Here is a 23,682-nt window from a genome sequence, read left to right as displayed (position 1 = left end):
GTCAGCGCGAGTTGGGCGGGCACCGCGACGGCGCGCAGCTTCCGCAGGGCGGGTCCTCGGGCGGGGGCTTCGGGCAGGGGGACCCGGATCTCCGGCGTGGTCATGACGGAGCCTCCTGTCGTCGCCGCACGAGTTCGATCGCGTGGAGCACCGCCGCCGCTTGGGCCGGTGCCAGGTCCGCGAAGATGACGTCGGTCAGGCCGTTGTCGGGCTGGTCGGGGAAACCCGCGATCAGGTCGGCGGGGAGCAGGGCCGCGAGCGCGGTGGCGGCGCGGGTGACCCCGGGGTCGTCCGGTGCCTTGTCGGCAAGGGCGTCCAGCAGGGCGTACATCTCGCCGGCGTGCTCCTGCATCCCCCGCAGTGTCTCCATCAGCCGGACCCGCTCCGCCTCGGGCGCCACGGTGTCGAGGAGAGCAAGGATCTCCCGGTCCTTCGCGGCGATGGGGGAGTCCGGGATCTCGCCGAGGCCCGCCAGCAGCGCGGTGAGCTGCGGCGACAGCGGTGCGTCGGCGGTCAGCCGTCCGGCCCGGGCCTCCGCCAGCAGCGCGGCGAGGCGTTGGCGTCGCTCCCGGACCACCGCTTCCTGCCGTCCGAGGTCCTCGTCCAACTCCTGGAGGACTTCGACCAGTTCGCGGCCCTCGTCGTCGGCGAGGACGTCCCGCACCTCGTCGAGACCGAGGCCGAGTTCGGTCAGCCGCCGGACGCGGGCCAGCAGGACGGCGTCCCGGATGCCGTACTCGCGGTAGCCGTTGCTCCGCCGTACGGGTTCGGGCAGCAGCCCGAGATGGTGGTAGTGCCGCACGGCCCGCGGGGTGACCCCGACGAGGGCGGCGAGCTGGCCGATTCGCATGACCTCAGTAGAAACCCTGACGTCGCGACAAGGTCAAGGCGACGCGTGAGCCGCTTGACCTTGCCGCGGCGTCAAGGTCCGTACTGAGTGGCATCCGGCCCGGAGCGAGCACCGAGCTCGCTCCCAGTGATTCCGGCTATCCCGGTTGTCCCGGTGATGTCGGCTCGGGCGCGTTGAGCGAACCCAGCAGTGCCAGAGCGTCCGCCGAGGGTGAGTCCGGCTCCGCCTGCAGAATGACGAGCTGCTGCCCGGGCGCGCTGCGGATGGTGAGGGCCTCGTGTCGCAGCTCCAGGTCGCCCACCACGGAATGGCGCATCCGCTTGACCTCGTAGGGCGGGACCCGGGTGTACTCGCGGGCCCACAGCGAGCGGAACTCGCCGCTGCGCACGGAGAGTTCGCCGACGAGTTCCAGGATGCGGGGATCCTCCGGGGTGCTCGCCGCGGTCTGCTGGAGATCGGCGACCGCGCGGTCCTTCGCCCGCTCGGGGCTGCGGTAGAACGTCTTCGCCGCGGGGTCCAGGAAGAGCATGCGCAGCACGTTGTCGTGCTGGGCGAAGTCGCGGTAGAGGGCGTCGGCAAGGGCGTTGGTGGCCAGCAGGTCCTGGGCGTGGCCAATGATGAAGGCCGGGGTCCTGGTCCAGCTCTCGATCAGCTGCCGCAGATGCGGGCGCACCCGCTCGACACGGGAGGGCGACTTCGTCCGGCGGGCCGGGGGCCGCGCCAGCCGGAACAACTCGAGCCGGTCCGCCTCCGCCAGCCGCAGCACCCGGGCCATGGCCTCCAACACCCGTACCGAGGGGCTGAGTTCACGGCCCTGCTCGAGTCTGCTGTAGTAGCTGGGGCTGACCCCGGCGAGCACGGCGACCTCGTCCCGGCGCAGCCCGGGCACCCGCCGCCGGCCGGAGCCGGACAGACCCGCATCGGCGGGGCTGACCCGTTCCCGGCGGGAGCGGAGAAACTGACCCAGCCCTTCCACCGGGTCGGGGCGCGTGTCGTTCTGCATACCGTCGAGGCTAGGCGGAAAACACGGGGAGAAGCGCTGCCGACGGTGGGTGCGTTGCACCCAGGATGACGGCTCCCCGGGTCGCTCGAAGAGCATCTAGTCTGGCCGCATGAGCAATGGGACCCCTTTGGGTGATTTCCTCCGGGCTCGCCGCGAGGCCCTCAAGCCCCAGGACGTCGGTCTGCCCGAGTACGGGCGACGCCGGGTGCCGGGACTGCGCAGGGAAGAGGTCGCGCTGCTCGCCGGGGTCAGCTCCGACTACTACATCAGGCTCGAGCAGGGACGCGAGAACAGCCCCTCGCCGCAGGTCCTGGAGGCCGTGGCCCAGGCGTTGAAGCTGGACGCGGAGTCCGCCGATCATCTCAACCGCCTCTGCCTGGCGCCCTCGCAGCGTCCGCACGACGCGGGCGAGGCCGAAGTGAGCCCGCAGTTGCTGCGGTTGATGGACGGCTGGAAGCACACCCCGGCGTTCGTGCTCGGCCCGGCTCTCGACATTCTCGCGGGCAACTCGCTTGCCACGGCGCTGCACAGCGGATTCGACGCGTTCGACAATCTCGCCCGGAATGTGTTCGTCGACCCGGCGGGGCGTGAGTTCTACCAGGAATGGGAGCGGGCCGCGCATTCCTGTGTCGCCGAACTCCGGGCCGCCTACGGACACGATCCCGATTCGGACCGTATCGCCGAGGTGGTCGGGGAACTCTCCGCCGAGAGCGAGGAGTTCGCCGGTATCTGGCGACTGCACGACGTCAAGAGCAAGTCCCAGGGAGACAAACACCTCAAGCACCCGGACGTCGGCGACCTGCACATCGCCTTCGCCGCGTTCACCGTCAATGGCGCCCCGCACCAGCAACTCGTCGTCTACCAGGCCGAACCGGCCAGCCCCACCGCCGCCGCCTTCGAGACGCTGCGGGCGATGGCCGCCGAGCCGAAGAAGGCGCGGACGAAGGCGAACACGTAGGAGAGGACGTCTTCACCCCTCAACTGGTCGTGGAACCCGCTGAATTGGTCTCCAACAGCCTGCTCACCGTCCCGATCAGCGAGGTGTACCCACTGGAACAGGTCCAGGAGGCCTACCGGCAGGTGCGGCGGCGCCATGCGCGGGGGAAGATCGTGCTCAGCCCGGTCCCGCCCGACGAACGCCCCGCACTGCCCGCCGAACTCCGCGCCCCTCGTCCCTGACCGCACTTCACGGAGGACCCCATGCCCGTACGCCGTATCGGTCTCGTCGTCCACCTGGGACGGGAGACCGCCCGGGACGCGGCGGCCGCCGTGCACGCCTGGAGTGAGGCGCACGACGTCCGCTGCACGGAGATCGACGTGTGGGCCAAGGACCACCACCGCCGCACCGGACGCGAGGAGGCCGAGGCCGCGGGCAACCCCGACCTCGTCGTCACCCTCGGCGGCGACGGCACCTTCCTGCGCGGCGCCCGCATCGCCGTCAAGAGCGACGCCGACGTCCTCGGCGTCGACCTCGGCAAGGTCGGCTTCCTCACCGAGGTCCCCGCCTGCGACATCGGCGACGCCCTGGACGCCGTACACGAAGGACGGGCGATCGTGGAGGAGCGCATGACGCTGACCATGCGCGCGTCCCGTCCGCTGGACATCCCCGAGGAGATGGAGGCCCTGCTGCGCTACGGCCGCGGGCCCGCGCTGCCGCCGCCGCAGGTCCGGCCGGAGACCACGGAAGGGGGCGGCTGGGGGTGCGCGCTGGACGTCACCGCGCTCAACGACGTCGTCCTGGAGAAGCTGGCCCGCGACCGGCAGGTCGGCGTCGGTGTCTACCTCGCCGGACGGCTGCTGGCGACCTACTCGGCCGACGCGCTGGCCGTCGCCACCCCCACCGGGTCCACGGCCTACAGCTTCGCCGCCGGCGGGCCCGTCCTCTCGCCCCACATGGACGCCCTCGTCTTCACCCCGATCGCCCCGCACATGACGTTCAACCGCAGCGTGATCGCCGCCCCCGACGAACCGATCGGCCTGCGCGTCCTGCCCCAGTCCGGGCAGGCCGCCGTCAGCGTCGACGGCCAACTCCGCGGCGTCCTGGACCCCGGCGACTGGATCGGCGTCTTCCGCGCCCCCCAGCGCGTCCGCCTCGTCCGACTGCGCCCGACGGATTTCTACGGCCGGCTGCGCGACCGGTTCCGGCTCACGGACGCCCCCGCGAATGCCCAGGACGGGCCCTCGGAACCGTTCTTCCGGCCGGACACCCCGGTCCCGGCGGACCTCGCCGGGATGCGACTGCCGCCGCCCGCCCAGTAGTTCCGGGTGGTTCAGGAAGGAAGACGGACGGTGAAGACCGTCCCCGCGCCGACCGTGCTGGTCACCGTCACCGTCCCGCCGTGCGCCTCGGTCAGCCGGCGCACGATGGCGAGGCCCAGACCGCTGCCGCCGGTGCGGCGGTTGCGGGACTTCTCGGCGCGCCAGAAACGGTCGAAGACCCGGGGCAGGTCCTCGGCCGGGATACCGGTCCCGGTGTCGGCGACCTCGATCGTGACCTGGCCCGCGGCCTGGCGGGCCCGGAGGGTGACGCTGCCGCCGCGCGGGGTGTGCCGCACGGCGTTGGAGACCAGGTTGCCGACGACCTGCCGCAGCCGTACGGGATCGCCGGACACCTCGGGCTCGCCGTCGATGTGGGTGGTGAGGGTGACGCCCGCGGTCTCGGCACGGCCGAGGTGGGCGGTGGCGACATGGTCGAGAAGGTCGCGCACGAGGAGGGACTCGAGGTGGACGCGCAACTGGCCCGCGTCCGCCTCCGCGAGATCCTGGAGGTCGTCGACGATGTGCTGGAGCAGCAGCGCCTCTTCGAGCAGGGAGTCCACGAGCGCCTGGTCGGAGGTGGCGATGCCGTCCTGCACGGCCTCGAGCCAGCCTCGGATGGTGCTGAGCGGGGTGCGGAGTTCGTGGGCTACATCGCTGACCATCGCCTTACGCCGGCCTTCCACGCGCTCCCGGCGCTGGGAGAGGTCGTTGAAGGCGGCGGCGAGGTAGCCGATCTCGTCGTTGGTCGTGACCGGTACCCGCTGGTGCTCCTCCACCGGACGGCGCGCGGCGTCGGCCAGCGCGCGCAGGGGCCTGACGAGCCGCGTTCCGACGACGACGGTGACGGCCACGGTGACCAGCAGCACCAGCCCGGCCGCGCCGGCGATGCGGGTGGTGTTGGCGGAGGTGAAGTGGAACGCGGGGGCGGCGGTCGTACCGGCCGGGGTGGTGACGTACAGCAGCGCGGCCGGTGCCACATAGGGGGTGAGCTGGTCGCGGCGGGCGGTGTCGAGACAGGTCTGGGCGGCCTGGGCGCCGATCTTCGTACGGACGACGAAGTCGATGGACACCTTCACCTCGGGCAGGTCCTGGCCCCTCAAGCAGGCGTTGACCATGGTGTTGAGCCGGTCGAGCGGCCCGATCTCGGTCGGGACGGGGGCGGCGAGCTGGTCGAGGCCGCATCCCCTGTCCACGAAGGCCCCGTCGAGGACGCTGTCGGGGAGCTTGATGGACGGGCGGCCGGTCGGCTTCTCGGTGAGGGTGGCGGCACCGGTCGTGGCCCTCAGGCAGTAGACGATCTTGGTCGCGTCCCGGCGCAGGCCCTTCCGCTCCGCGGCGGTCAGCCGGTACGGGCCGACGGCAAGCGGGTCGATCCGGTCGCTCACGCCACCGGACAGCAGGGCCGGGTCGGTGCGCAGCGGGTCGACGACCGCCGACGCCCTGGTGGGCAGCGCGGCGCTGGTGGCGGACGACGCGGCGATGGTACGGCGGCTCTGGGTGGTCAGGGTGATACGGCGGCCGGTGTCCCCGGCGAGGCGGCGCAGGGTGGGGGCGACACCGTTCCAGTCCCGGTGCGTGGCCGCGTAGCCGACGAGGGTGTCGTAGATCTCGGTGTCGGACGACAGGAGTTGACCCTGTTCCTGCTGGATGGCGCTGCTCGTGGTGCGCGCGGCCAGCCACGCGGTGGCCGCGACCGAACAGACGGCGATCATCACGGAGGTGGCCAGCAGCCGGACCAACAGGCTTCTGTGCAGGGGCACTTTGGCCCGCGGCCGGGTCCTGGGCCGACCCTCGCCGCCGGTCTCCGCGTCACCGCGCACGGGTGCCGTCCATGAGCTTGTAGCCGACGCCGTACACGGTCTGCAGATAGGCCGGTCGCCGGGGCACGGCCTCTATCTTCTTGCGCAGGTTGAGGACATGGACGTCGATCGTGCGCTCGGTGATGTAGCGGTCGAACCCCCGGGTCAGGGCGAGCAGTTGGCGGCGGGAGAAGACCCGTTCCGGTTCGGCGGCCATCGCCGCGAGGATCTCGAACTCCCCTGGCGTGCACACCACTTGGCGTCCGTCGAGCGCGACGGTACGGCGGACCGGGTCGATGGCGAGCGCGCCGATCCGCAGCACGGGATCGTCCGGCGGCGCCGTGGCGGCCCGGGTGCGCCGCAGCAGGGTGCGGATGCGGGCCATCAACTCCCGTGGGCTGTAAGGCTTCGTCATGTAGTCGTCGGCGCCCAGGTCGAGGCCGAGCAGGAGGTCCTCCTCCGTGCTGCGCGCGGTCAGCATCAGCACGGGCACCTCGCACTCCCGGCGCAACACCCGGCACACGTCCAGCCCGTCGACCAAGGGCATCATGACGTCGAGGACGAGCAGATCCGGCAGCCGCCGCCGCACCTCGTCGATGGCCGCACGCCCGTCGTGGACGACCAGACAGGAGTGGCCCTCGCGGTCCAGATAGCGGCGGATCACCTCGGCCTGTTTGACGTCGTCCTCGGCCACCAGGACATATGCGCTCACGCGGCTCACCCTAAGGTCGCCGCCCGGACATCAGACAGGAGTCTGACGGTGGCCTGACAGGATCTTCATATCCTCCGGCCACTGTGCCGCCATGGCGAAACCCCCCCCCAGCGAAGGCGGTCCGTAGCCTTCGCCGGCCTCGGCGCGGCACCGGCTCTCCCCTCCTCGCCGCGTGCGGCGGTTCGGGCGGCCACGGGAGCACCGCGCTGGGCATCTCGATCGGCATCGCCACGATGATCGTGGTCACCGGGATCCCGGCGTCCAGCCAGAAGGCGCTGATGGAGCAACTCTTCGCGCCGGGCACCAACATGCTCCAGGTCGCGCCGGTCCCGAACCAGACCCCGCCCGTCGAACTCCCTCCCCGGTCCGTGGACATGGTCCGCCGGATCGGTCCGGTGACGACGGCCGGCGCGGTCGCCAACACCCGTGCCGAGGTGTTCGGGCGTTTCCTCAGCGCGAGCACCGAGAAGTTCCCCACGGCCGTCCTCGGCTCGGTGGCCGCCACCCGGATGGGCGTCGCGCGGATCGTCCCGGGGCGGCCCGCCCCGCAGATCTACGTCGACCAGCGCTGGTTCACGGTCATCGGCATCCTCGCGCGGACCCCGCTCTCGCCCGACATCGACCGCTCGGTGCCGGTCGGCCGGGACGCGGCCCGTACCCGACTGGGCTTCACCGGCCACCCCACCGTCATCGACGTCAAGGCCAGGGAGGACGGCATCGACGCCGTCCGCAACGTCCTCGCGCCGACGGTCTGTCCCGAACTCCCCTGATCCCGCTCCCGGCGGTGGCGGGGCGGCTTCGCCGGTGCCGTCCTCATCGGCATGGCCGCCGGTGTCCACCTCTCCGTCCGGGCCTCCCGGCTCACCCCGACGGAGGCCCTCGCGACGACGTGACGGTCCGCCCCCGCACGTACGGGCGAGTTTCACATGGGCGCCACCGGACCCTTCCCTGACGTTTGTTGCTCTTGGAACACTCGCACCGCGCGCATTTCGCCATGTTCCGGCCGGCCGCGCGTCAGGATGAGAGGTGCCTCACCCATGTCCGAAGTCAATCGGCGTCGATTTCTCCAACTCGCCGGTGCCACCACGGCGTTCACGGCACTGTCGAGCAGCATCGAGCGGGCCGCCGCGCTTCCCGCGAACCACAGCTCGGGGAGCATCGAGGATGTCGAGCACATCGTCGTGCTGATGCAGGAGAACCGGTCCTTCGACCACTACTTCGGTTCGCTCAGAGGCGTCCGGGGCTTCGGCGACCCCCGCCCGGTCGTGACCCGGCAGGACGGTAAACCGGTCTGGTACCAGTCGGACGGCACCAAGGACATCCTGCCGTTCCGCCCCGAGGCCGACGACCTGGGCCTCCAGTTCATCCAGGACCTCCCGCACGGCTGGAACGACGGACACGCCGCGTTCGACGGCGGCAAGTACGACAAGTGGGTGCCGTCCAAGGGCTCCACGACGATGGCGTACCTGAACCGTGAGGACATCCCCTTCCACTACGCGCTCGCCGACTCCTTCACCATCTGCGACGCCTACCACTGCTCGTTCATCGGCTCCACCGACCCCAACCGCTACTACCTGTGGACGGGTTACACCGGCAACGACGGCCAGGGCGGCGGCCCCGTCCTCGGCAACGACGAGGCCGGCTACAGCTGGACGACGTACCCCGAGCGGCTGGAGAAGGCGGGCGTCTCCTGGAAGATCTACCAGGACGTCGGCGACGGCCTCGACGCGGCCGGCGGCTGGGGCTGGATCACGGACGCCTACCGCGGCAACTACGGCGACAACTCGCTCCTCTACTTCAAGCAGTTCCAGAACGCCCAGCCCGGCGACCCGCTCTACGACAAGGCCCGCACCGGCACCGACGCCACCAAGGGCGAGGGCTTCTTCGACCAGTTGAAGGCGGACGTCAAGGGCGGCAAGCTGCCGAAGATCTCCTGGATCGTCGCCCCCGAGGCCTTCACCGAGCACCCCAACTGGCCCGCGAACTACGGTGCTTGGTACGTCGCCCAGGTCCTGGACGCGCTCACCTCCGACCCCAAGGTCTGGGCGAAGACGGCCCTGTTCATCACGTACGACGAGAACGACGGCTTCTTCGACCACATGGTGCCGCCGTTCGCGCCGGGCTCGGCCGCGCAGGGCAAGTCGACCGTCGACGTCGGCCCGGACCTCTTCGCGGGCAACGCCGGCCACCCGGCCGGTCCCTACGGTCTCGGCCAGCGCGTCCCGATGATCGTCGTCTCGCCCTGGAGCAAGGGCGGTTACGTCTGCTCGGAGACCTTCGACCACACCTCGGTCATCCGGTTCATGGAGCGCCGCTTCGGTGTCCACGAGCCCAACATCTCGCCGTGGCGGCGCGCGATCTGCGGCGACCTGACCACCGCCTTCGACTTCTCCCGCAAGGACGTCAAGAAGGTCCCGCTGCCGGACACCGACGGCTACCAGCCGCCGGACAAGAACCGCCACCCCGACTACGTCCCGACCCCGCCCGCCAACCCTGCGCTGCCCAAGCAGGAGCGCGGACTGCGCCCGGCCCGGCCGCTCAAGTACGCGCCCACGGTGGACGGTTCGGCCGACACGGCGGCCGGAAAGTTCACGCTGACCTTCGCCTCCGGCGCGAAGGCCGGCGCCAACTTCCTGGTCACCTCCGCCAACCGCACGGACGGGCCCTGGAGTTACACCACCGAGGCCGGCAAGTCCGTCTCCGACGCCTGGAACTCGGCGTACTCGAACGGCTCGTACGACCTGACCGTGCACGGCCCGAACGGCTTCCTGCGCGTCTTCAAGGGCCACGGCAAGAGTGCCGGACCCGAGGTCACCGCCCGCACCTGCGGCGACGACATCGAGCTGATCTTCACCAACAAGGGCTCCGGGACGGCGCAGTTGAAGGTCGCCAACGGCTACGGCGGCAAGGCCCGGACCGTCAAGGTGCGGGCGGGCGCGACCGTACGGCACACCGTCGACCTGGGCGCGAGCAAGCGCTGGTACGACCTGACGGTCACCTCCGACGGCGACGCGGGCTTCCTGCGGCGATTCGCCGGACATGTCGAGAACGGCCGTCCCGGGGTCAGCGACCCGGCGATCGTCACCGTCTGAGGGGCTTCGTGAAGCCGGTTGTTTTCCGGGGCACTCGCGGTAGTGTGCCCCGGTGACCACGCATTCGAACACACCTGCAGGCTGGTACCCGGATCCGCACGGAGCGCCGCAGACCCTCCGGTACTGGGACGGCGCGAAGTGGACCGACCACACCAACGCGGACCAGCAGGCGCAGGGCGCCAAGCCGCAGCAGCCGCCGCAGGCCGTGCCGCAACAGGCGGCCGGTCCTGACCCGCGGGTCCAGCAGCAGGTGCAGCAGCAGGCCGGGGTCGCGGGTGGCGGCCCCGGCGGTGGCAGCCTGTTCAGCGAGCCGGTCCTGGTGGTGAACCAGAAGGCCAAGCTGATCGAGCTGACCAACGAGTACAAGGTCATGGATCAGAACGGCAATCTGATCGGCTCGGTCACCGAGATAGGCCAGAGCGCGCTGAAGAAGGCGCTGCGCTTCGTCTCCAGTCTCGACCAGTTCATGACCCACCGGCTGGAGATCCGGGACGCCTACGGGCAGCCGCAGTTGGTGCTGACCCGGCCCGCGAAGATCATGAAGTCCAAGGTGCTCGTGTCCCGCCCGGACGGCTCGCCGGTGGGCGAGATCGTGCAGCAGAACATGATCGGGAAGATCAATTTCGGCATCTTCGCGGACGGCCGGCAGATCGGCGCGATCAAGGCGGAGAACTGGCGGGCGTGGAACTTCGCGATCGTCGACCACGCGGACAACGAGGTCGCCCGGATCACCAAGACCTGGGAAGGCCTCGCCAAGACGATGTTCACCACCGCGGACAACTACGTCCTGCAGATCCACTACCAACTGCCCGAGCCGCTGCTGAGCCTGGTGGTGGCGACGGCGCTGACCGTCGACACCGCGCTCAAGCAGGACTCGCGGGGTCTCGGCTGACCCCCGTCACAGCGCGGTGAGATGCCCCGGCTCGGACCGTCGGTTCGGCTGCCGGGGCATCAACGCCGGTTCCGGGGAGGCCGATTCGGGCTCCAGCGCCAGCACGGCGGCCACCGGGTGATCGTGGTCGCCGTACTCGTGCGGCAGGGGTAGCGCGGGGACCACCCGGGTCAGCAGGACCACGCCCCAGGACGCGATGCCCGCCCCCGTCAGCGCGAGGAGGATGCCGGCCGCGCCGCCCTGGAGGCGTTCGCCCAGCAGCGCGAGGCCGATCGCGGCGGCGGCCACCGGGTTCGCCAGGGTCACCACCGCGAGCGGGGCACCGAGGCCGCCCCGGTAGGCGGTCTGCGAGAGCAGCAGCCCGCCCGCCGCGAACACCGCGACCAGCAGGGCGACTCCGACCACCTGCATGCTCAGCAGCGGGCCCGAACGGTCCGTCGCCGCGACCGTCACGGTCTGCGTGAGCGCGGAGGCGACACCCGAGGCGACACCGGACGCCGAGGCATGGCGTAGACCCGGCTTCGCGCCGCGTCGTGCGAGGAGGCCGATCAGCGCCGAGGTCGCTCCCGCGACCGCCAACGCCTGGGGAACGGTGAGGACTTGGTCGGGCTGGGGGCCGGACGCCGTGACCAGTAGGGCCGACAGGCCGAGCAGGGTGAGCGCGGTGCCCCGCCACTCGACCGCGCTGACCCGGCGCCCGGCCACCCGCGCGCCCATCGGGACGGCGGCGACGAGCGTGAGCGCGCCCAGCGGCTGTACGACGGTCAGCGGACCGTACTTGAGGGCCACGACGTGCAGCAGCGCGGCGCCCGCGTTGAGCACGACCGTCCCCCACCAGGCGCCGGTGGCGAGCAGCCGCAGCGTGCCCGCGTCGGAGTTGCGGGAGGCGAGCCGTTCCTGGGCCACGGCGGCGGCCGCGTAGGCGACGGCGGAGAAGAGGGACAGGACGACGGCGACGAGCGTGGCGTTCATCGGCCGGCTCCGACGAGCACCGGCTGCTTCTCGGGGGCGAGTTCCGGCTGACCGCGGCCCGCCGTGCTCGCCGTGCGGTGCGGCGGGTGGATCAGCGCGAGGGCGATGCCGAGCATCGCGGCGGCCACGATCGCGTCGAGCCAGTAGTGGTTCGCCGTGCCCACGATCACCGTCAGCGTGACCAGCGGGTGCAGCAGCCACAGCCAGCGCCAGCGCGAGCGGGTCGCCACGATCAGGCCGATCGCCACCATCAGCGCCCAGCCGAAGTGCAGCGAGGGCATCGCCGCGAACTGGTTCGAGAGGTGGTCGCTGGTCGGCGGGCCGTAGACCGAGGGACCGTAGACCTTGGCGGTGTCGACCAGGCCCGTCGCGGCCAGCATGCGCGGGGGCGCGAGCGGGAACACGAAGGGCAGGACGAGGGCGGCCGAGGTGACCGTCGCCAGGACCCGGCGGGCCCAGACGTAGTGCGCGGGGCGCCGCAGGTACAGCCAGACCAGGAAGGCCACGGTGGCCGGGAAGTGGACGGTCGCGTAGAAGGTGTTCGCGAGGTGCACGAGGGTGTCGCTGTGCAGCAGCACCGACTGCACCGAGCCCTCGTTCGGGAGGCGCAGGGTCCGCTCCAGGTCCCATACGTGGCGGGCGTTGTGCAGGGCCTCACCGGTATGGCCCGTCGCCAGTTGGCGGCCGAACTTGTAGACGAGGAAGAGTCCTGCGACGAGCAGGAGCTCACGGACGAGCGGAGGCCGCGCTATCGCGCTGGTCTCCGGCTCTGCAGGCTCGGTGCGGGCATTCATCCCCCGGCCCCTTCGCTGACGGTGGTGCGTGTGGTGGTGCTGGCAGGGCTTGTGACCCTTCCGGCGGACCGAACTCATCGGTACGAGTTCGTTCCGATACGCCAGTGTACCGATACGTGCGGGTACCGATACGGCGGAGTACCGGTACACTGGCGTATCGATAGCGAAACGAGACACACGGGAGAGCGGACCCCGAGTCCGCGGGCCGAGCGAGGAGAAGAGCCATGACGTCGCAGGCTGAGGACGCACCGGACACGGTCGCCGCCTCGCGCCGCTCCAAGATCACGCCGGAGCGTGAGCGGGAGTTCTTCGACGCCGTGCTCGAACAGATCAGAGAATGCGGCTACGACTCCGTCAGCATGGAGGGCGTGGCCAGCAGCACGCGGTGCAGCAAGTCCACGCTGTACCGGCAGTGGGGGACCAAGCCCCAGTTCGTCGCCGCCGCGCTGCGCGCCAACCGCCGGGTGCACTTCACCGGCATCGACACGGGATCCCTCGCGGAGGACCTGCGCCAGGCCGCGCGGGCGGCGGGCGCGTGGTCGGCGAAGGACACGAAACTCGTCTCGGCGCTCGGCCACGCCGTCATCCAGGACAGCGAGCTCGCCCAGGCGGTCCGTGAGGCGCTCGTGCACCCCGAGATCGCCGCGCTGGAGGACATCCTGCGCCGTGGTGTGGAACGCGGCGAGGTCCCGGCCGACCATCCGGCGCTGCCGTACGTCCCGGCCCAGATCTTCGGCGTCCTGCGGGCCCGTCCGGTCCTGGAGGGCTGTTACGCCGACCCCGACTACCTCGTCAGATTCGTGGAGGCCGCGGTGCTGCCGGCACTCGGTCTCACCTAGAACTCAGGCCGCCGTCCATGGGATGACCGGACGGTGACCTGATCGCGCCGCACCGTGGGGACGGGGGCGGCGCGCACCCCCCGGCCGGGTGGGGTTCCTCTTGAGCGGAGAGGCGCCACACCCGGCCGACCGGTGTGCGGGGGCGGGATCAGATCTTCTGGCCGTCGCCGCTGCCCGTGGACACCTTGATGCCCGAGGTGATCTCGTCGATGACGGACTGCTTCTGGCCGACGTCGACACCGAAGCGGACCACGACGATCTGGCCGCTGCTCGCGGGCGAGGGGAACGCGAGCGACTCGACATAGCCGTCGGCGCCCTTGCTGGTGACCGCCTTCCAGCGGACCAGATAGCCCTTCTGCCCGGCCACGGTCACGGCCTTGGAGGCCAGCACCTCGTGCGAGGTGATGCTGCCGTACGACGTACCGCCGTAGGACTCCTTCGCATTGGCGGCGATGTCCGCCTTCGCGACCGCCTCGGCCGTGCTGCCCTTCGTGCCCAGCACCACCGCGGGCGCGGAGTACGCGCCGCCGTTGGTGCAGGTCTGGGAGGTGTTGCCGGGGCACTTGTACGAGGTGTTCGACGTGACCTGCGCGCCGATCTGGATGACCTGGCCGTACCAGTCGGACGGCACGGGGAGGCTGATGCCGTCGAGGGAGTCGGTCACGGCGCCGCCGGCCTCGACCTTCGGCTGCGCGGACTCGCTGGGTGCGGGGGTCGCACCGCCCGTACCGCCGGAGCCGCCGAAGGGATCGCTCTGACCGCCGGTACCACCGGACCCGCCCGTGCCGCCCTGTCCCTCGGGACCGCCCTGGCCGCCGAAGCCGCCCTGGCCGTTCGGCGCCTGCTGGTTGCCGGCCTGGGTGCCGTTCCCGCTGCCGTTGTCGGACAGCGCGTACGCACCGACACCGATCGCGGTGAGCACCGCCACGGCCACCGCCACGGCTATGCCCGTGCGCAGATTGCGGCGCGGCGCGGCCGGGGGCACGGCGGGATACGCCGGATACGCCCCGGCGTACGGCGGCTCGGTCGGGGGACCCCACTCGGCCCCCGACCCCGCGGGCCGGGTCCGGTCCGTCCATGCCTTGCCGTCCCACCAGCGCTCGGCGGCGGGACCGTCATTCGTCTGCCCGGGATCGGGGTACCACCCGGGGGGAGTCACCTGCGTCATGCCCCTACCGTATGAGGCGTCGGTGAAAGCGGGATGAGAGGATCCGGCCCGGATCGGGGGGACGGGGCGGTACGGGCGCGTCGGCGGGGGTGCGCCGGTACGACGGCGGGCTGTTCTCCGTCACCCCAACACCAGCCGCACAGGCCCCCGTTCGACCGTCGGAGGCCCCGGTGTCATGGACCCGAGCACGCTCGGATGCCGGGCGCCGGTGCTGGTCGGGATCGTGCCCGGGAGGCCGTGGGCCGTGAGGAAGCCGAGGACGGCGAAGGCGTAGGCCTCCTTCGCGGGGGACGGGAGGCCCAGGTCGTCGGAGGTGCGGACGGGGACGCCCGGGAGTTCCGTGGCGAGCAGGGTCATCAGGACCGGGTTGCGGGTGCCGCCGCCCGAGGCGATGACCTCGGTGGGAGCCAGCGGCCGGAGCGCGTTCGCGACCGTGCGGGCCGTGAGCAGGGTGAGGGTCGCGATGACGTCCTCGGCGGGGAGGGTGCCCAGGCCGGCCAGCGCGTCCTGGAGATATCCGAGGTGGAACAGTTCCTTGCCGGTCGTCTTCGGGGCGGGCAGCGCGTAGTACGGCTCGCTCAACAGCCGTTCCAGCAACGGCTCATGGACGGTTCCGCGGGCCGCGAGGGCGCCCTCCGCGTCGTGGTCGAGCCGCCCGCCGCTGAAGCCCCGCGCCGCCGCGTCGATCAGCGCGCACGCCGGTCCGGTGTCGAAGGCCGTGCCGTCGGGGGCGGTGAGGTTGGCGATCCCGCCGAGGTTGAGCGCGACCGGTGTGCCCGGACGGCCGCGCAGCCACAGCAGGTCGACCAGGCTCACCAGCGGCGCGCCCTGGCCCCCGGCGGCGATGTCACGTGGCCGGAAGTCGGCGACCACCGGCAGCCCGGTCGCCTCCGCGATCCAGGCCGGCTGCCCCAGTTGCAGCGTGCCGCGCACCGCGCCGCCCTCCACCCAGTGATAGACGGTCTGCCCGTGCGAGGCCACCAACTCGGCCCGCCCGCCGCACAGTTCGTCGTTCGCCCGGACGGCCGCCGCGGCGAAGGCCTGCCCGATCAGGGTGTCCAGCCGGCACACCTCGGCCAGCGTGGTGGCGGCCGGCGGCAGCGCCGCCGCGAGCGCCTCCCGCAGCTCCTCGTCGTACGGCGTGCTCAGCATCCCGAGCGGTTCCAGTACGACACTGTCACCGACGAGGCTCAGCCCGGCCGCCGCCGCGTCGATCGCGTCGTACGACGTCCCGGACATCAGCCCGATCACCAGCATCCGACCAACTCCCCTTTCCTGTACGGCTCTTGACGAGCGCGAGCGCGCTCACCGCGCAGGCCGCCGCCGCGTAGTACGCCGGAATGTCCACGTTCCCGGTCCGCTCGACGCTCTCGGTGATGATGAGCCCGGCGCACCCCGAGAACACGGCATTGGACAGGGCGTAGGCGAGTCCCAGACCGGTGTGGCGGACGCTCGTCGGGAACATCTCCGCGAGCATCGCCGGGCCGGGCCCCGCCATCAGCCCCACCACGGCACCCGCCCCGAACACCCACGCACCCTTCACCGCGGTCGAAGTCCCGTCGTCCTGAAGGAGGTTGAGCAAGGGCACGGACAGGGCCACGACCAGCAGCGCGCCCGTCAGCATCACCGGGCGGCGCCCCACCCGGTCGCTCAGCAGCCCCGCCGGAAGGATGGTGGCCGCGAACCCGACGGTGGCCAACACCGTGGCCAGCAGCGCCTGTTGGAAGCTCGCGTCGAGCGTGCTCTGCAGGTACGACGGCAGCACCACCAGGAAGGTGTAGCCGGCCGCCGACCACCCCATCACCCGCCCGACACCCAGCGCGATCGCCGCCCGGACCTCCCGCGCGGGCGGCACCTCCCGTACCGCCCCGCTCACCGTCCCGTTCCGGAACGACGGTGTCTCCTCCAGCCGCAGCCGGAGCCACAGCGCGCCGAGCCCTGCCGGCAGCGTCAGCAGGAACGCCAACCGCCAGCCCCAGTGCGCCAGTTGACCGGCGTCGAGCACGGTCGCGAGCAGCGCCGCGATCCCCGCCCCGCCCAACAGTCCCAGCGCCACGGTGAACGACTGCCACGCCCCGTACAGCCCACGCCGTCCCGGCGGCGCGAACTCCGTCATCAGAGCCACCGCACCGCCGAACTCCCCACCCGCGGACAGCCCCTGAAGGACCCTCAGAAACGTGAGCAGCCAGGGCGCGAGGGCACCGACCGTCGCGTACGTCGGCAGCACACCGATCAGTGTCGTCGCACCGGTCATCAGCGCGATCACCAGGATCAGCACCGGGCGCCGCCCCACCCGGTCGCCGAGCCGGCCGAACACGGCGGCGCCGACCGGCCGGAAGAAGAACGCCAGCGCGAAGGAGGCGTACGTCCGCACCAGCCCCTCGGCCGCGCCGGTGCCCTCCGGGGTGAAGAACTCCGCCGCGATCACCGTCGAGAAGGAGCCGTAGACACCGAACTCGTACCACTCGATGAAATTGCCCACCGACCCGGCGACCAGCGCCCGTACCGCAGGCCTGTTCGAGACGGGTCGGGATTGATCGGAAAACACCTTCATTTCAGCGCCTCTTGACCGTTCGTCACCTGCGTGAGTCCTGCGGAAAGACCGCCGTCACCCGTTGCGGCAACAGCTGCCCGGACCGGCCTCCACTTCGGCATCCGGACGGCTACGCTCAAGGGCTGTACGTCGTTCGGGCTACTGGGGAGGTTTCGGGATGACGGAGGAACGGCCTCCGGGAGCCGGATCGGCCTCCCTGTGGGAGCGCGAGAAGGCGGTCGAGGGCGTCGCGGAGGCGATCGACGCGCTGCGCGCCGACGAGTCGTCCTCGGGCAGCCTGCTGATGATCCGGGCCGAGGCGGGGTTCGGAAAGACCGCGCTGCTGGCCGAGACCCGCCGTATCGCCGAGGCACGCAAGTGCGTGGTCTGGCACGCCCGCGGCGGCGAGACCCTCAAGTCCGTCCCCTTCAACGTCGTACGGCAGTTGCTGCAACCCGCGCTCCTCTCGCTGATGCCGGAGGAGATCCGGGAGTACCTCGGCGACTGGTACGACATCGCGGGCCCCGCCCTCGGCGTCACCGAACCTGGCGAGCGGCAGGCCGACCCGCAGGGCGTGTGCGACGGCCTGGTCGCCGCGGTGCGCCGGCTCGCCAAACGCGACTGGCCGCTGGTCCTGCTGATCGACGACGCCCACTGGGCCGACCAGGAGACCCTGCGCTGGCTCGCCGCGTTCGCCGAGCGCCTCGACGACCTGTCCGTGCTGGTCGTGGTCGCCCGCAGGCCCGGCGAGGTCAGCGGGGAGAGCGCCCGCTACCTGGACGCGATCGCCGCCGCCGCGGGCCCGCCGCCCACGGTCCTGGAATCCCTCACCCCGAAGGCCACCGCGGGGCTCACCCGCGCCACCCTCGGCCCGCACGCCGACGGCGCGTTCTGCCGCGAGGTGTGGGCGGTCACCGACGGCAACCCGTACGAGACCGTCGAACTCCTCGCCAAGGTGAAGGACAGCGGCCTCGCCCCCGTCGAGGACTCGGCCGCCGAACTGCGCGAGCTCAACCGCTCCGCGCGCGGCGGCGGACTGCTCGCCCGCCTGGACGACCTGGGCTTCGAGGCCACCCGGTTCGCCTGGGCCGCCGCGATCCTCGGCACCGGCATCTCCGTGGACCTGGTCGCCAAGCTCGCCACCATGAGCCGCGAGGAGGCGGTCCGCTGCGCCGAGTTGCTCCGCGCCGACCGCATCCTCACCGCGCCCGACCCCGCCGCCTCCCAGGCCGGCGCGGGCGAGCTGGAGTTCGTCCACCCGCTGATCGCCAGTGATGTCTACGACTCCATCCCGGGCGGTGTGTGCACGGCCATGCACGGCATCGCCGCCCAGGTCGTCACCGACAACGGGTACGGCGCGGCCGCCGCCTCACGGCACCTCCTCAAGGTGCACCCGGACGACGACCAGGAACTCGTCGAGCAACTCCGCGAGGCCGCCCGCGAACACCTCTCCATCGGCGCCCCCGACGCCGCCCGCCGCTGTCTGGAGCGCGCCCTCCTGGAGCCGCCGCTCACCGAGACCCACGCGCACGTGCTCTACGAACTGGGCTGCGCCACCCTCCTCACCGCGCCCGCCACCACTATCGGCCACCTCCAGACCGCCCTCGGCATGCCCGGCCTCGACGGCCACGCACGCGTGGACGCCGTCTTCCGGCTGTCCCAGGCGCTGACCCACAACGACCAACTGGAGGAAGCCGTCCGCACGGTGGAGGCGGAGGCCGCGCGGTACGAACCGGGCGCCGCCCGGATGCGGCTCCAGGCCGTGCAGTTCATGTGGGAGGGCATCCACGCGGGCGAGGGCACCTCCCCGGGACGCTCCGAGCGGCTCGCCGCACTCGCCGGCACCTGCACCGGCCGGGACAACTCCGAGCGGGCCCTGCTGATCCTGCGCGGCTTCGACGCCATGACCCACGGGGAGAACGCCGAGGAGGTCGTCGAGGTCTGCGACCGCGCCCTCGTCAACGGACGGCTCGCCCCCGGACTCGGCTGGACCGACACCGAGTGGGGCCTGGAGATCCTCATGATGCTGGCCAGCGCGTACGCCTACACGGACCGCCTGGATCGCGCGGAGAGCCTCTACAACGAAGCCCTGCGCGCCTACGTGTCCGCCGGCTGGAGCGGCGGCCACCTCTCCCTGGCGCACGCCTACGTGGGCCTCGGCCACCGTCGGCGCGGCCGTCTCCGCGAGGCCGAGATCTCGCTGCGCGAGTCCCTGCGTCTCGCCGAGCGCGTCGGCCGCGGACTGCCGCTGTACTGGTCGGCGACCTGCAACCTGGTCGACACGCTGCTCGCCCGCGGGCATGTCGAGGAGGCCTGGGAGACGGCGGAACAGTACGGCTTCACACCCCCGTACCCGTCCACCATCGTGCTGCCCGACCCGCGCTGTGTGCGCGGCCGGCTCCTGCTCGCCGTCGGCCGCACGAAGGACGGCATCAACGAGCTGGAACAGGCCGCGAAGGCGGCGACCGTACGCGGCCACCACAACCCGGTCCTGGTCCCCTGGGCCGTGGACCTCGCCCGCGCCCTCGCCGTCGAGGACCCGACCCGCGCGGCCCAACTCGCCACCGACGCCCGCCGCCAGGCCGAACACTTCGGCACGGACACGGCGATCGGCGAGGCCCTCCGCTGCGCCGCGGCCCTCGAAACGGGCCAGCGCGCGGTACGGCTCGCCGCACAGGCGGTCGCTTACCTGGAGTCCTCGCCCTGCCAGTACGAGCATGCGGCGGCGCGGGTCGAGTACGGCATCGCGGCGCGGTCGGTGGCGGAGATCAACAGGGGCCTGACGCTCGCGCGTTCCTGCGGGGCGGACGGACTGGTGACCCAGGCGCGGGAGGTGTTGGAGACGGGGAGGGGGCTGCGGTGAGTTGTCGTTCGGCCGCGGCCAGCCACGACACACCCGCAGTTGACACACAACAGGCCCCCCACCCCCTCAGTCGCCCTCTTCCTCCAACACCCGCTGAGCCACGGCAAACGCCGAGTTCGCCGCAGGCACCCCGCAATACACCGCGCTCTGCATCAACACCGCCCCGATCTCCTCCGGCGTGAGCCCATTGCGTCGGGCCGCCCGCACATGCATCGCCAGTTCGTCGGAATGGCCACCCGCGACCAACGCCGTCAGCGTGACCATGCTCCGCTCGCGCCGCGACAACGTGGGGTCGGTCCAGATCTCCCCCCACGCGTACCGGGAGATGAAGTCCTGGAAGCGGGCCGTGAACGGCGTCTGCCGAGCCTGCGCTCCGTCCACGTGGGCGTCACCGAGCACCTCCCGCCGCACGGCCATCCCCAGCCGCGCACCCCCACCGAGATGCGCCCGCAGCGCGCTGAGAACGGCCGAAGGACACTGCGCCGGCGCCAGATGCGACGCCCCCGGAATCTCGACCAGGGCCGAGCCCGCCACCGCGTCGGCGATCTCCCGCAGATGCGCCGGCGGCGTCGCCGGGTCCTCGCGCCCGGCGATCACCAGCGTCCGCGCGCTGATCTCGGAGAGCCGCGACCGCAGGTCGAACGCGGCCAGCGCGTCACAGCAGGCGGCATACGCGGCCGGGTCGGCGGCCCCCTGGTCGGCCACCAGCTCCGGCACGGTGAACCCGGGTGTGAACCAACGGGAGTCGGCGCTCTCCACCAGCCACCCCACCCCCTCGCTCCGCACCCGCGCGGCCCGTTCCTCCCACGCCTTGGCCCCGTTGAAGTGCGCCGAGGAACAGATGACGGCGAGCGAGGCGACCCGCTCGGGGTGGTGCACCGCGAGATGCAGACCGACCGCACCCCCCAACGACACACCCGCGTAGGCGAATTGCCCGATCCCGAGCGAGTCGGCGAGCGCGAGCACCAGACCCGCGAGGTCCCCGACACTCGCCCCGGGACCGATCAGCTCCGGCGCCGAACCACCGTGCCCGGGCAGGTCCCAGCGGATCACCCGGTGGGTGACGGACAGTTCGGGCGCGACCCTGTCCCACAGGGCGTACGACGTGCCCAACGAGGGCCCGAGCAGCAGCGGGGGAGCGGAAGTGGGCCCCTCGGCACGGAAGGTGAGGAGTTTCTCGGTCAACGTCGCTCCAGCGCACGGTCGGTGAGGGCTCCGGCGGAACCCGTGTAGCGGGCGGGGTCGGTGAGGGCGGAGAGATCGAGGTCCTTCAACTCCGTTTCCCCGGAAAGCAGTTCGGCCAGCGGACGACCTTCGGTGTACGCCCGCCGGGCGACCTCCGTGAGCAGCTCCTTCGCCCGGGCCCGCCCGAGCAGCGGCGCCAGTTCAGCGGACAGCCGCTCGGAGACGATCAACCCATGGGTGAGATCCAGGTGTTCACGCATCACGTCCGGGTGCACCCGCAGCCCCTCGGCCAGTTCGGCGGCATCGCGCGCCGCGCCGCCGACCAGCCGCAGCAACTCGCGCAGCGGCTCCCACTCGGCGTGCCACGCCCCGGCCGGCCGCTCGTCCTCGGCGACCAGCGAGCCGTAGAGGACGGCCGCGAGCTGCGGTGCCCGGCGCACGGCGGCGGCGATCAGCGTGGACCGTACGGGATTCGCCTTGTGCGGCATGGCCGAGGAACCCCCGCCGCTGCTCTCCGAGACCTCGGCGATCTCCGTACGGCACAGCACGAGCACATCGGCGGCGAACTTGCCCAGCGCCCCCGCCGCGAAGGCCAGGCACCCGGCGAGATCGGCGATCGGCGTCCGCAGCGTGTGCCAGGGCAACAGCGGCGCCGCCAGGCCGAGTTCACGGGCGTACGAGTCGGGCAGCGCGAGCGCGTCCTCGGCGCCGTACGCGGTGAAGGCAGCCAACGTGCCTGCCGCGCCGCCGAGTTGAACGGGCAGCCCGCCCCGCACGACCCGCACCCGGTCCCGCGCGTCGAGCACCAGCGACCGCCACCCGGCGGCCTTCAGCCCGAAGGTCGTCGGTACGGCGTGCTGGGTGAGCGTGCGGCCCGGCAGCGCGGTGTCGCGGTGGGCGGCGGCCAGCCGGGCCAGCGCCTGCTCCGTGCGCGTGAGGTCGGCCAGGACCAGATCCAGGGTGCGGGCGGCGACCAGCATCGTCGCCGTGTCCATGATGTCCTGGCTGGTCGCGCCCCGGTGGACGTACGGGCCGTACTCCCCGCCGACCGCCTTCGTCAGATCCGCGACCAGCGGGATCACCGGGTTCCCGCCGCCACGGGCGCGCTCCGCGAGGGACCGTACGTCGAAGCCGTCCACGTCGGCCGCCGCCGTCACCGCCGTCGCCGCCTCGGCGGGCGCGAGCCCCAGGGCCGCCTGGGAGCGGGTGAGCGCGGCCTCCGCGTCGAGCAGGGCCCGCAGATACGCGGTGTCGCTCGTCGCGGAGGCGGCGGGGGAGCCGGCCCACCCGGGGGCGAGCAGGCCGGTGTCCGACGGGTCGGAAGAAGTCACTGGAACTCCAGGAAGACCGTTTCGCCTTCGCCCTGAAGGCGGATGTCGAAACGGTAGGTGCCCCTGCCGTCGTCCTGCGCGATCAGTGTGTCGCGCCGCGCCGGGTCCAGCCCGGACAGCAGCGGGTCGGCGGCGAGCGCGGCCTCGTCGCCCGGGAGGTAGATCCGGGTGAAGAGGTGCACCAGGAGTCCGCGCGCGAAGACGCAGGCGCTCAGGTACGGGGCGCTCTGTCCGCGCGCACCCGGCCGCAGGGTCCGTGCGTACCAGTGGCCGTTGGCGTCGGTCTGGATGCGGCCCCAGCCGGTGAACTCCACGCCGTTGCGGCCGAGATAGCCGCCGCTCGCCGGGTCGCGCCGGATCGAACCGTCGGTCGTGGAGACGTTGCCCTCGGGGTCGGGCCCCCACAGCTCCACGAAGGCGTCCGGCAGCGGATTGCCCTCGCCGTCGTACACGTATCCCTGGACGGTGATCGTGTCCGGATGCCCGACCGGCGCGATGTCACCGCCGCCCGGGAACGGCAGCGCGTAGCCGTAGAAGGGCCCGACCGTGTGCGAGGGGGTCGGCAGCACGGACTCCGGGCGGCTCGTGTCGATCTTCGTCATGGCGGGTCAGCGTCCTTCTTCGATCCAGGTGGCGTGCGGGCCGTCGAGCACGATGTCCCAGTGGTAGCCCATCGAGAACTCGGGCACCGACAGGCTGTGGTCGTACGTCGCGACGAGGCGCTGGCGGGCCGCGTCGTCCGTCACCGACTGGATGATCGGGTCGTAGGGGAAGAGCGGGTCGCTGGGGAAGTACATCTGCGTCACGAGCCGTTGGGTGAACGCCGTGCCGAACATCGAGAAGTGGATGTGCGCCGGGCGCCAGGCGTTGACGTGATTGCGCCAGGGGTAGGGGCCCGGCTGGATCGTGGTGAAGCGGTAGGTGCCCTCGTCGTCGGTCAACGTCCGCCCCACACCGGTGAAGTTGGGGTCCAGCGGGGCGTCGTGCTGCTCGCGCTGGTGCGCGTAGCGGCCGGCCGAGTTCGCCTGCCAGATCTCCACCAACTGGCCCCGGACGGGCCGCCCGTCGCGGTCCAGCAGCCGCCCGGAGACGGTGATCCGCTCACCGATCGGCTCGCCGTTGTGCTGCCGGGTGAGGTCGTTGTCGATCTCGGTGATGTCCCGCTCGCCGAACGCGGGGGAGGCCAGCTCCACCAGCTCCGGGTCCTTCGACACGTCGATCGTGACCGGCGGCTGTTTCGGGTGGCGCAGCAGCGAGGAGCGGTACGGGGCGTAGTCGCGGCGCGGGTGGTGCTCGACCGGGGCGCCGTCCGCGACCCGCTTCTCGTACGTCGCGTGCTCGGCCGCTATCTCGAGGTCGATGTCGTGCTGGGTGAGTGTCATGGGGGTTC

21 protein-coding genes are annotated in these 23,682 nt (G+C 71.9%); 8 read left to right on the top strand and 13 right to left on the bottom strand.

Features of this window, described 5'->3' with window-relative positions:
• Window positions 1-100 precede the first annotated feature (100 nt).
• Together JHN63_RS07245 and JHN63_RS07240 are read right to left on the bottom strand one after the other, a co-directional pair.
• A complete protein-coding gene (locus JHN63_RS07245) occupies window positions 101-850 on the bottom strand; it encodes a MerR family transcriptional regulator (protein ID WP_200678064.1) in 750 nt (249 codons plus the stop codon).
• A gap of 136 nt (window positions 851-986) precedes the next feature.
• The gene (locus JHN63_RS07240; RefSeq protein WP_200678063.1) at window positions 987-1,853 is read right to left on the bottom strand and encodes a helix-turn-helix transcriptional regulator; all 867 of its coding nucleotides are present in this window, start codon (window positions 1,851-1,853) and stop codon (window positions 987-989) included.
• Between the two features lie 109 nt (window positions 1,854-1,962).
• On the opposite strand from JHN63_RS07240, the gene JHN63_RS07235 reads away from it, so the two are divergent.
• Genes JHN63_RS07235 through JHN63_RS07225 form a run of 3 tightly spaced genes read left to right on the top strand, consistent with a single transcriptional unit; the run spans window position 1,963 to window position 4,112 of the window.
• Window positions 1,963-2,811 carry a helix-turn-helix transcriptional regulator gene (locus JHN63_RS07235; protein ID WP_200678062.1) on the top strand — a complete coding sequence of 283 codons (849 nt, stop codon included), beginning with the start codon at window positions 1,963-1,965 and terminating at the stop codon, window positions 2,809-2,811.
• A 29-nt stretch (window positions 2,812-2,840) separates the two neighbouring features.
• Complete coding sequence (locus JHN63_RS07230; RefSeq protein WP_307781838.1) at window positions 2,841-3,032, top strand: zinc-binding dehydrogenase; 192 nt, start codon at window positions 2,841-2,843, stop codon at window positions 3,030-3,032.
• Between the two features lie 21 nt (window positions 3,033-3,053).
• The gene (locus JHN63_RS07225; protein ID WP_200678061.1) at window positions 3,054-4,112 is read left to right on the top strand and encodes an NAD(+)/NADH kinase; all 1,059 of its coding nucleotides are present in this window, start codon (window positions 3,054-3,056) and stop codon (window positions 4,110-4,112) included.
• Between the two features lie 11 nt (window positions 4,113-4,123).
• Here the strand turns inward: JHN63_RS07225 and JHN63_RS07220 are convergent, their stop codons facing one another.
• Both JHN63_RS07220 and JHN63_RS07215 read right to left on the bottom strand, forming a co-directional pair.
• Entirely contained in the window at window positions 4,124-5,824 is a 1,701-nt protein-coding gene (locus tag JHN63_RS07220; protein ID WP_200678066.1) for a cell wall metabolism sensor histidine kinase WalK, read from the bottom strand.
• Window positions 5,825-5,921: 97 nt separating this feature from the next.
• A complete protein-coding gene (locus JHN63_RS07215; RefSeq protein ID WP_200678060.1) occupies window positions 5,922-6,623 on the bottom strand; it encodes a response regulator transcription factor in 702 nt (233 codons plus the stop codon).
• Window positions 6,624-6,706: 83 nt separating this feature from the next.
• Between JHN63_RS07215 and JHN63_RS52470 the strand changes: the two genes are divergently transcribed.
• From JHN63_RS52470 to JHN63_RS07200, 3 genes are all read left to right on the top strand, one after another.
• Entirely contained in the window at window positions 6,707-7,393 is a 687-nt protein-coding gene (locus tag JHN63_RS52470; RefSeq protein WP_307781837.1) for an ABC transporter permease, read from the top strand.
• A gap of 267 nt (window positions 7,394-7,660) precedes the next feature.
• Window positions 7,661-9,715, top strand: coding sequence for a phosphocholine-specific phospholipase C (locus JHN63_RS07205; RefSeq protein WP_200678059.1), 2,055 nt, complete (start codon window positions 7,661-7,663; stop codon window positions 9,713-9,715).
• Window positions 9,716-9,767: 52 nt separating this feature from the next.
• A complete protein-coding gene (locus JHN63_RS07200; RefSeq protein ID WP_200678058.1) occupies window positions 9,768-10,607 on the top strand; it encodes a phospholipid scramblase-related protein in 840 nt (279 codons plus the stop codon).
• Between the two features lie 6 nt (window positions 10,608-10,613).
• Here the strand turns inward: JHN63_RS07200 and JHN63_RS07195 are convergent, their stop codons facing one another.
• Together JHN63_RS07195 and JHN63_RS07190 are read right to left on the bottom strand one after the other, a co-directional pair.
• The gene (locus tag JHN63_RS07195; protein ID WP_200678056.1) at window positions 10,614-11,579 is read right to left on the bottom strand and encodes a hypothetical protein; all 966 of its coding nucleotides are present in this window, start codon (window positions 11,577-11,579) and stop codon (window positions 10,614-10,616) included.
• Window positions 11,576-12,373: a phosphatase PAP2 family protein gene (locus tag JHN63_RS07190; RefSeq protein ID WP_200678054.1), complete on the bottom strand. Its 798-nt coding sequence runs from the start codon at window positions 12,371-12,373 to the stop codon at window positions 11,576-11,578. The genes JHN63_RS07195 and JHN63_RS07190 overlap by 4 nt, the downstream gene beginning before the upstream one ends.
• Window positions 12,374-12,597: 224 nt before the next feature.
• Here JHN63_RS07190 and JHN63_RS07185 point away from each other — a divergent pair, with 224 nt between their 5' ends.
• Window positions 12,598-13,212, top strand: a complete 615-nt coding sequence (locus tag JHN63_RS07185) for a TetR/AcrR family transcriptional regulator (protein WP_200678052.1) — start codon at window positions 12,598-12,600, stop codon at window positions 13,210-13,212.
• Between the two features lie 148 nt (window positions 13,213-13,360).
• Here JHN63_RS07185 and JHN63_RS07180 read toward each other — a convergent pair whose 3' ends face one another.
• The 3 genes from JHN63_RS07180 to JHN63_RS07170 form a co-directional block, all read right to left on the bottom strand.
• Entirely contained in the window at window positions 13,361-14,380 is a 1,020-nt protein-coding gene (locus JHN63_RS07180) for a DUF2510 domain-containing protein (RefSeq protein WP_200678050.1), read from the bottom strand.
• A 120-nt stretch (window positions 14,381-14,500) separates the two neighbouring features.
• Window positions 14,501-15,637 carry an anhydro-N-acetylmuramic acid kinase gene (locus tag JHN63_RS07175; RefSeq protein ID WP_200678048.1) on the bottom strand — a complete coding sequence of 379 codons (1,137 nt, stop codon included), beginning with the start codon at window positions 15,635-15,637 and terminating at the stop codon, window positions 14,501-14,503.
• Window positions 15,558-16,934 (bottom strand): MFS transporter, encoded by a 1,377-nt coding sequence (locus tag JHN63_RS07170; RefSeq protein ID WP_200678046.1) that lies wholly within the window; start codon window positions 16,932-16,934, stop codon window positions 15,558-15,560. The genes JHN63_RS07175 and JHN63_RS07170 overlap by 80 nt, the downstream gene beginning before the upstream one ends.
• A 157-nt stretch (window positions 16,935-17,091) precedes the next feature.
• Between JHN63_RS07170 and JHN63_RS07165 the strand changes: the two genes are divergently transcribed.
• A complete protein-coding gene (locus JHN63_RS07165; RefSeq protein ID WP_200678044.1) occupies window positions 17,092-19,776 on the top strand; it encodes an AAA family ATPase in 2,685 nt (894 codons plus the stop codon).
• Window positions 19,777-19,842: 66 nt separating this feature from the next.
• Here JHN63_RS07165 and pcaD read toward each other — a convergent pair whose 3' ends face one another.
• From pcaD to pcaH, 4 genes are read right to left on the bottom strand one after another with little or no spacing between them, the layout of a single operon-like run.
• Window positions 19,843-20,961 carry a 3-oxoadipate enol-lactonase gene (gene pcaD / locus JHN63_RS07160; RefSeq protein WP_200678042.1) on the bottom strand — a complete coding sequence of 373 codons (1,119 nt, stop codon included), beginning with the start codon at window positions 20,959-20,961 and terminating at the stop codon, window positions 19,843-19,845.
• Window positions 20,958-22,292 (bottom strand): 3-carboxy-cis,cis-muconate cycloisomerase, encoded by a 1,335-nt coding sequence (pcaB, locus tag JHN63_RS07155; RefSeq protein ID WP_200678040.1) that lies wholly within the window; start codon window positions 22,290-22,292, stop codon window positions 20,958-20,960. Before pcaB ends, pcaD begins: the two co-directional genes overlap by 4 nt.
• On the bottom strand, window positions 22,289-22,894 hold the full coding sequence (gene pcaG / locus JHN63_RS07150) for a protocatechuate 3,4-dioxygenase subunit alpha (RefSeq protein ID WP_200678038.1): 606 nt from the start codon (window positions 22,892-22,894) through the stop codon (window positions 22,289-22,291). Before pcaG ends, pcaB begins: the two co-directional genes overlap by 4 nt.
• A gap of 6 nt (window positions 22,895-22,900) precedes the next feature.
• On the bottom strand, window positions 22,901-23,674 hold the full coding sequence (pcaH, locus tag JHN63_RS07145) for a protocatechuate 3,4-dioxygenase subunit beta (RefSeq protein ID WP_200678037.1): 774 nt from the start codon (window positions 23,672-23,674) through the stop codon (window positions 22,901-22,903).
• Between the last annotated feature and the right edge of the window lie 8 nt (window positions 23,675-23,682).

The sequence above is a fragment of the Streptomyces sp. MBT65 genome (assembly GCF_016612545.1).
Taxonomy (GTDB): domain Bacteria; phylum Actinomycetota; class Actinomycetes; order Streptomycetales; family Streptomycetaceae; genus Streptomyces.
The sequence above is the reverse complement of the archived record's forward strand: the minus strand, read 5'-3'. Positions and strand labels throughout refer to the sequence as shown.

What these genes read in the sequence shown, in the direction of transcription:
- pcaG (WP_200678038.1), bottom strand. Translation starts at nt 22,894, where the DNA reads ATGACGAAGATCGACACGAGCCGCCCGGAGTCCGTGCTGCCGACCCCC.
- pcaH (WP_200678037.1), bottom strand. Translation starts at nt 23,674, where the DNA reads ATGACACTCACCCAGCACGACATCGACCTCGAGATAGCGGCCGAGCAC.
- JHN63_RS07190 (WP_200678054.1), bottom strand. Translation starts at nt 12,373, where the DNA reads ATGAATGCCCGCACCGAGCCTGCAGAGCCGGAGACCAGCGCGATAGCG.
- JHN63_RS07245 (WP_200678064.1), bottom strand. Translation starts at nt 850, where the DNA reads ATGCGAATCGGCCAGCTCGCCGCCCTCGTCGGGGTCACCCCGCGGGCC.
- JHN63_RS07240 (WP_200678063.1), bottom strand. Translation starts at nt 1,853, where the DNA reads ATGCAGAACGACACGCGCCCCGACCCGGTGGAAGGGCTGGGTCAGTTT.
- JHN63_RS07205 (WP_200678059.1), top strand. Translation starts at nt 7,661, where the DNA reads ATGTCCGAAGTCAATCGGCGTCGATTTCTCCAACTCGCCGGTGCCACC.
- JHN63_RS07225 (WP_200678061.1), top strand. Translation starts at nt 3,054, where the DNA reads ATGCCCGTACGCCGTATCGGTCTCGTCGTCCACCTGGGACGGGAGACC.
- JHN63_RS07235 (WP_200678062.1), top strand. Translation starts at nt 1,963, where the DNA reads ATGAGCAATGGGACCCCTTTGGGTGATTTCCTCCGGGCTCGCCGCGAG.
- JHN63_RS07195 (WP_200678056.1), bottom strand. Translation starts at nt 11,579, where the DNA reads ATGAACGCCACGCTCGTCGCCGTCGTCCTGTCCCTCTTCTCCGCCGTC.
- JHN63_RS07180 (WP_200678050.1), bottom strand. Translation starts at nt 14,380, where the DNA reads ATGACGCAGGTGACTCCCCCCGGGTGGTACCCCGATCCCGGGCAGACG.
- JHN63_RS07165 (WP_200678044.1), top strand. Translation starts at nt 17,092, where the DNA reads ATGACGGAGGAACGGCCTCCGGGAGCCGGATCGGCCTCCCTGTGGGAG.
- JHN63_RS07175 (WP_200678048.1), bottom strand. Translation starts at nt 15,637, where the DNA reads ATGCTGGTGATCGGGCTGATGTCCGGGACGTCGTACGACGCGATCGAC.
- JHN63_RS07170 (WP_200678046.1), bottom strand. Translation starts at nt 16,934, where the DNA reads ATGAAGGTGTTTTCCGATCAATCCCGACCCGTCTCGAACAGGCCTGCG.
- JHN63_RS07185 (WP_200678052.1), top strand. Translation starts at nt 12,598, where the DNA reads ATGACGTCGCAGGCTGAGGACGCACCGGACACGGTCGCCGCCTCGCGC.
- JHN63_RS07220 (WP_200678066.1), bottom strand. Translation starts at nt 5,824, where the DNA reads ATGATCGCCGTCTGTTCGGTCGCGGCCACCGCGTGGCTGGCCGCGCGC.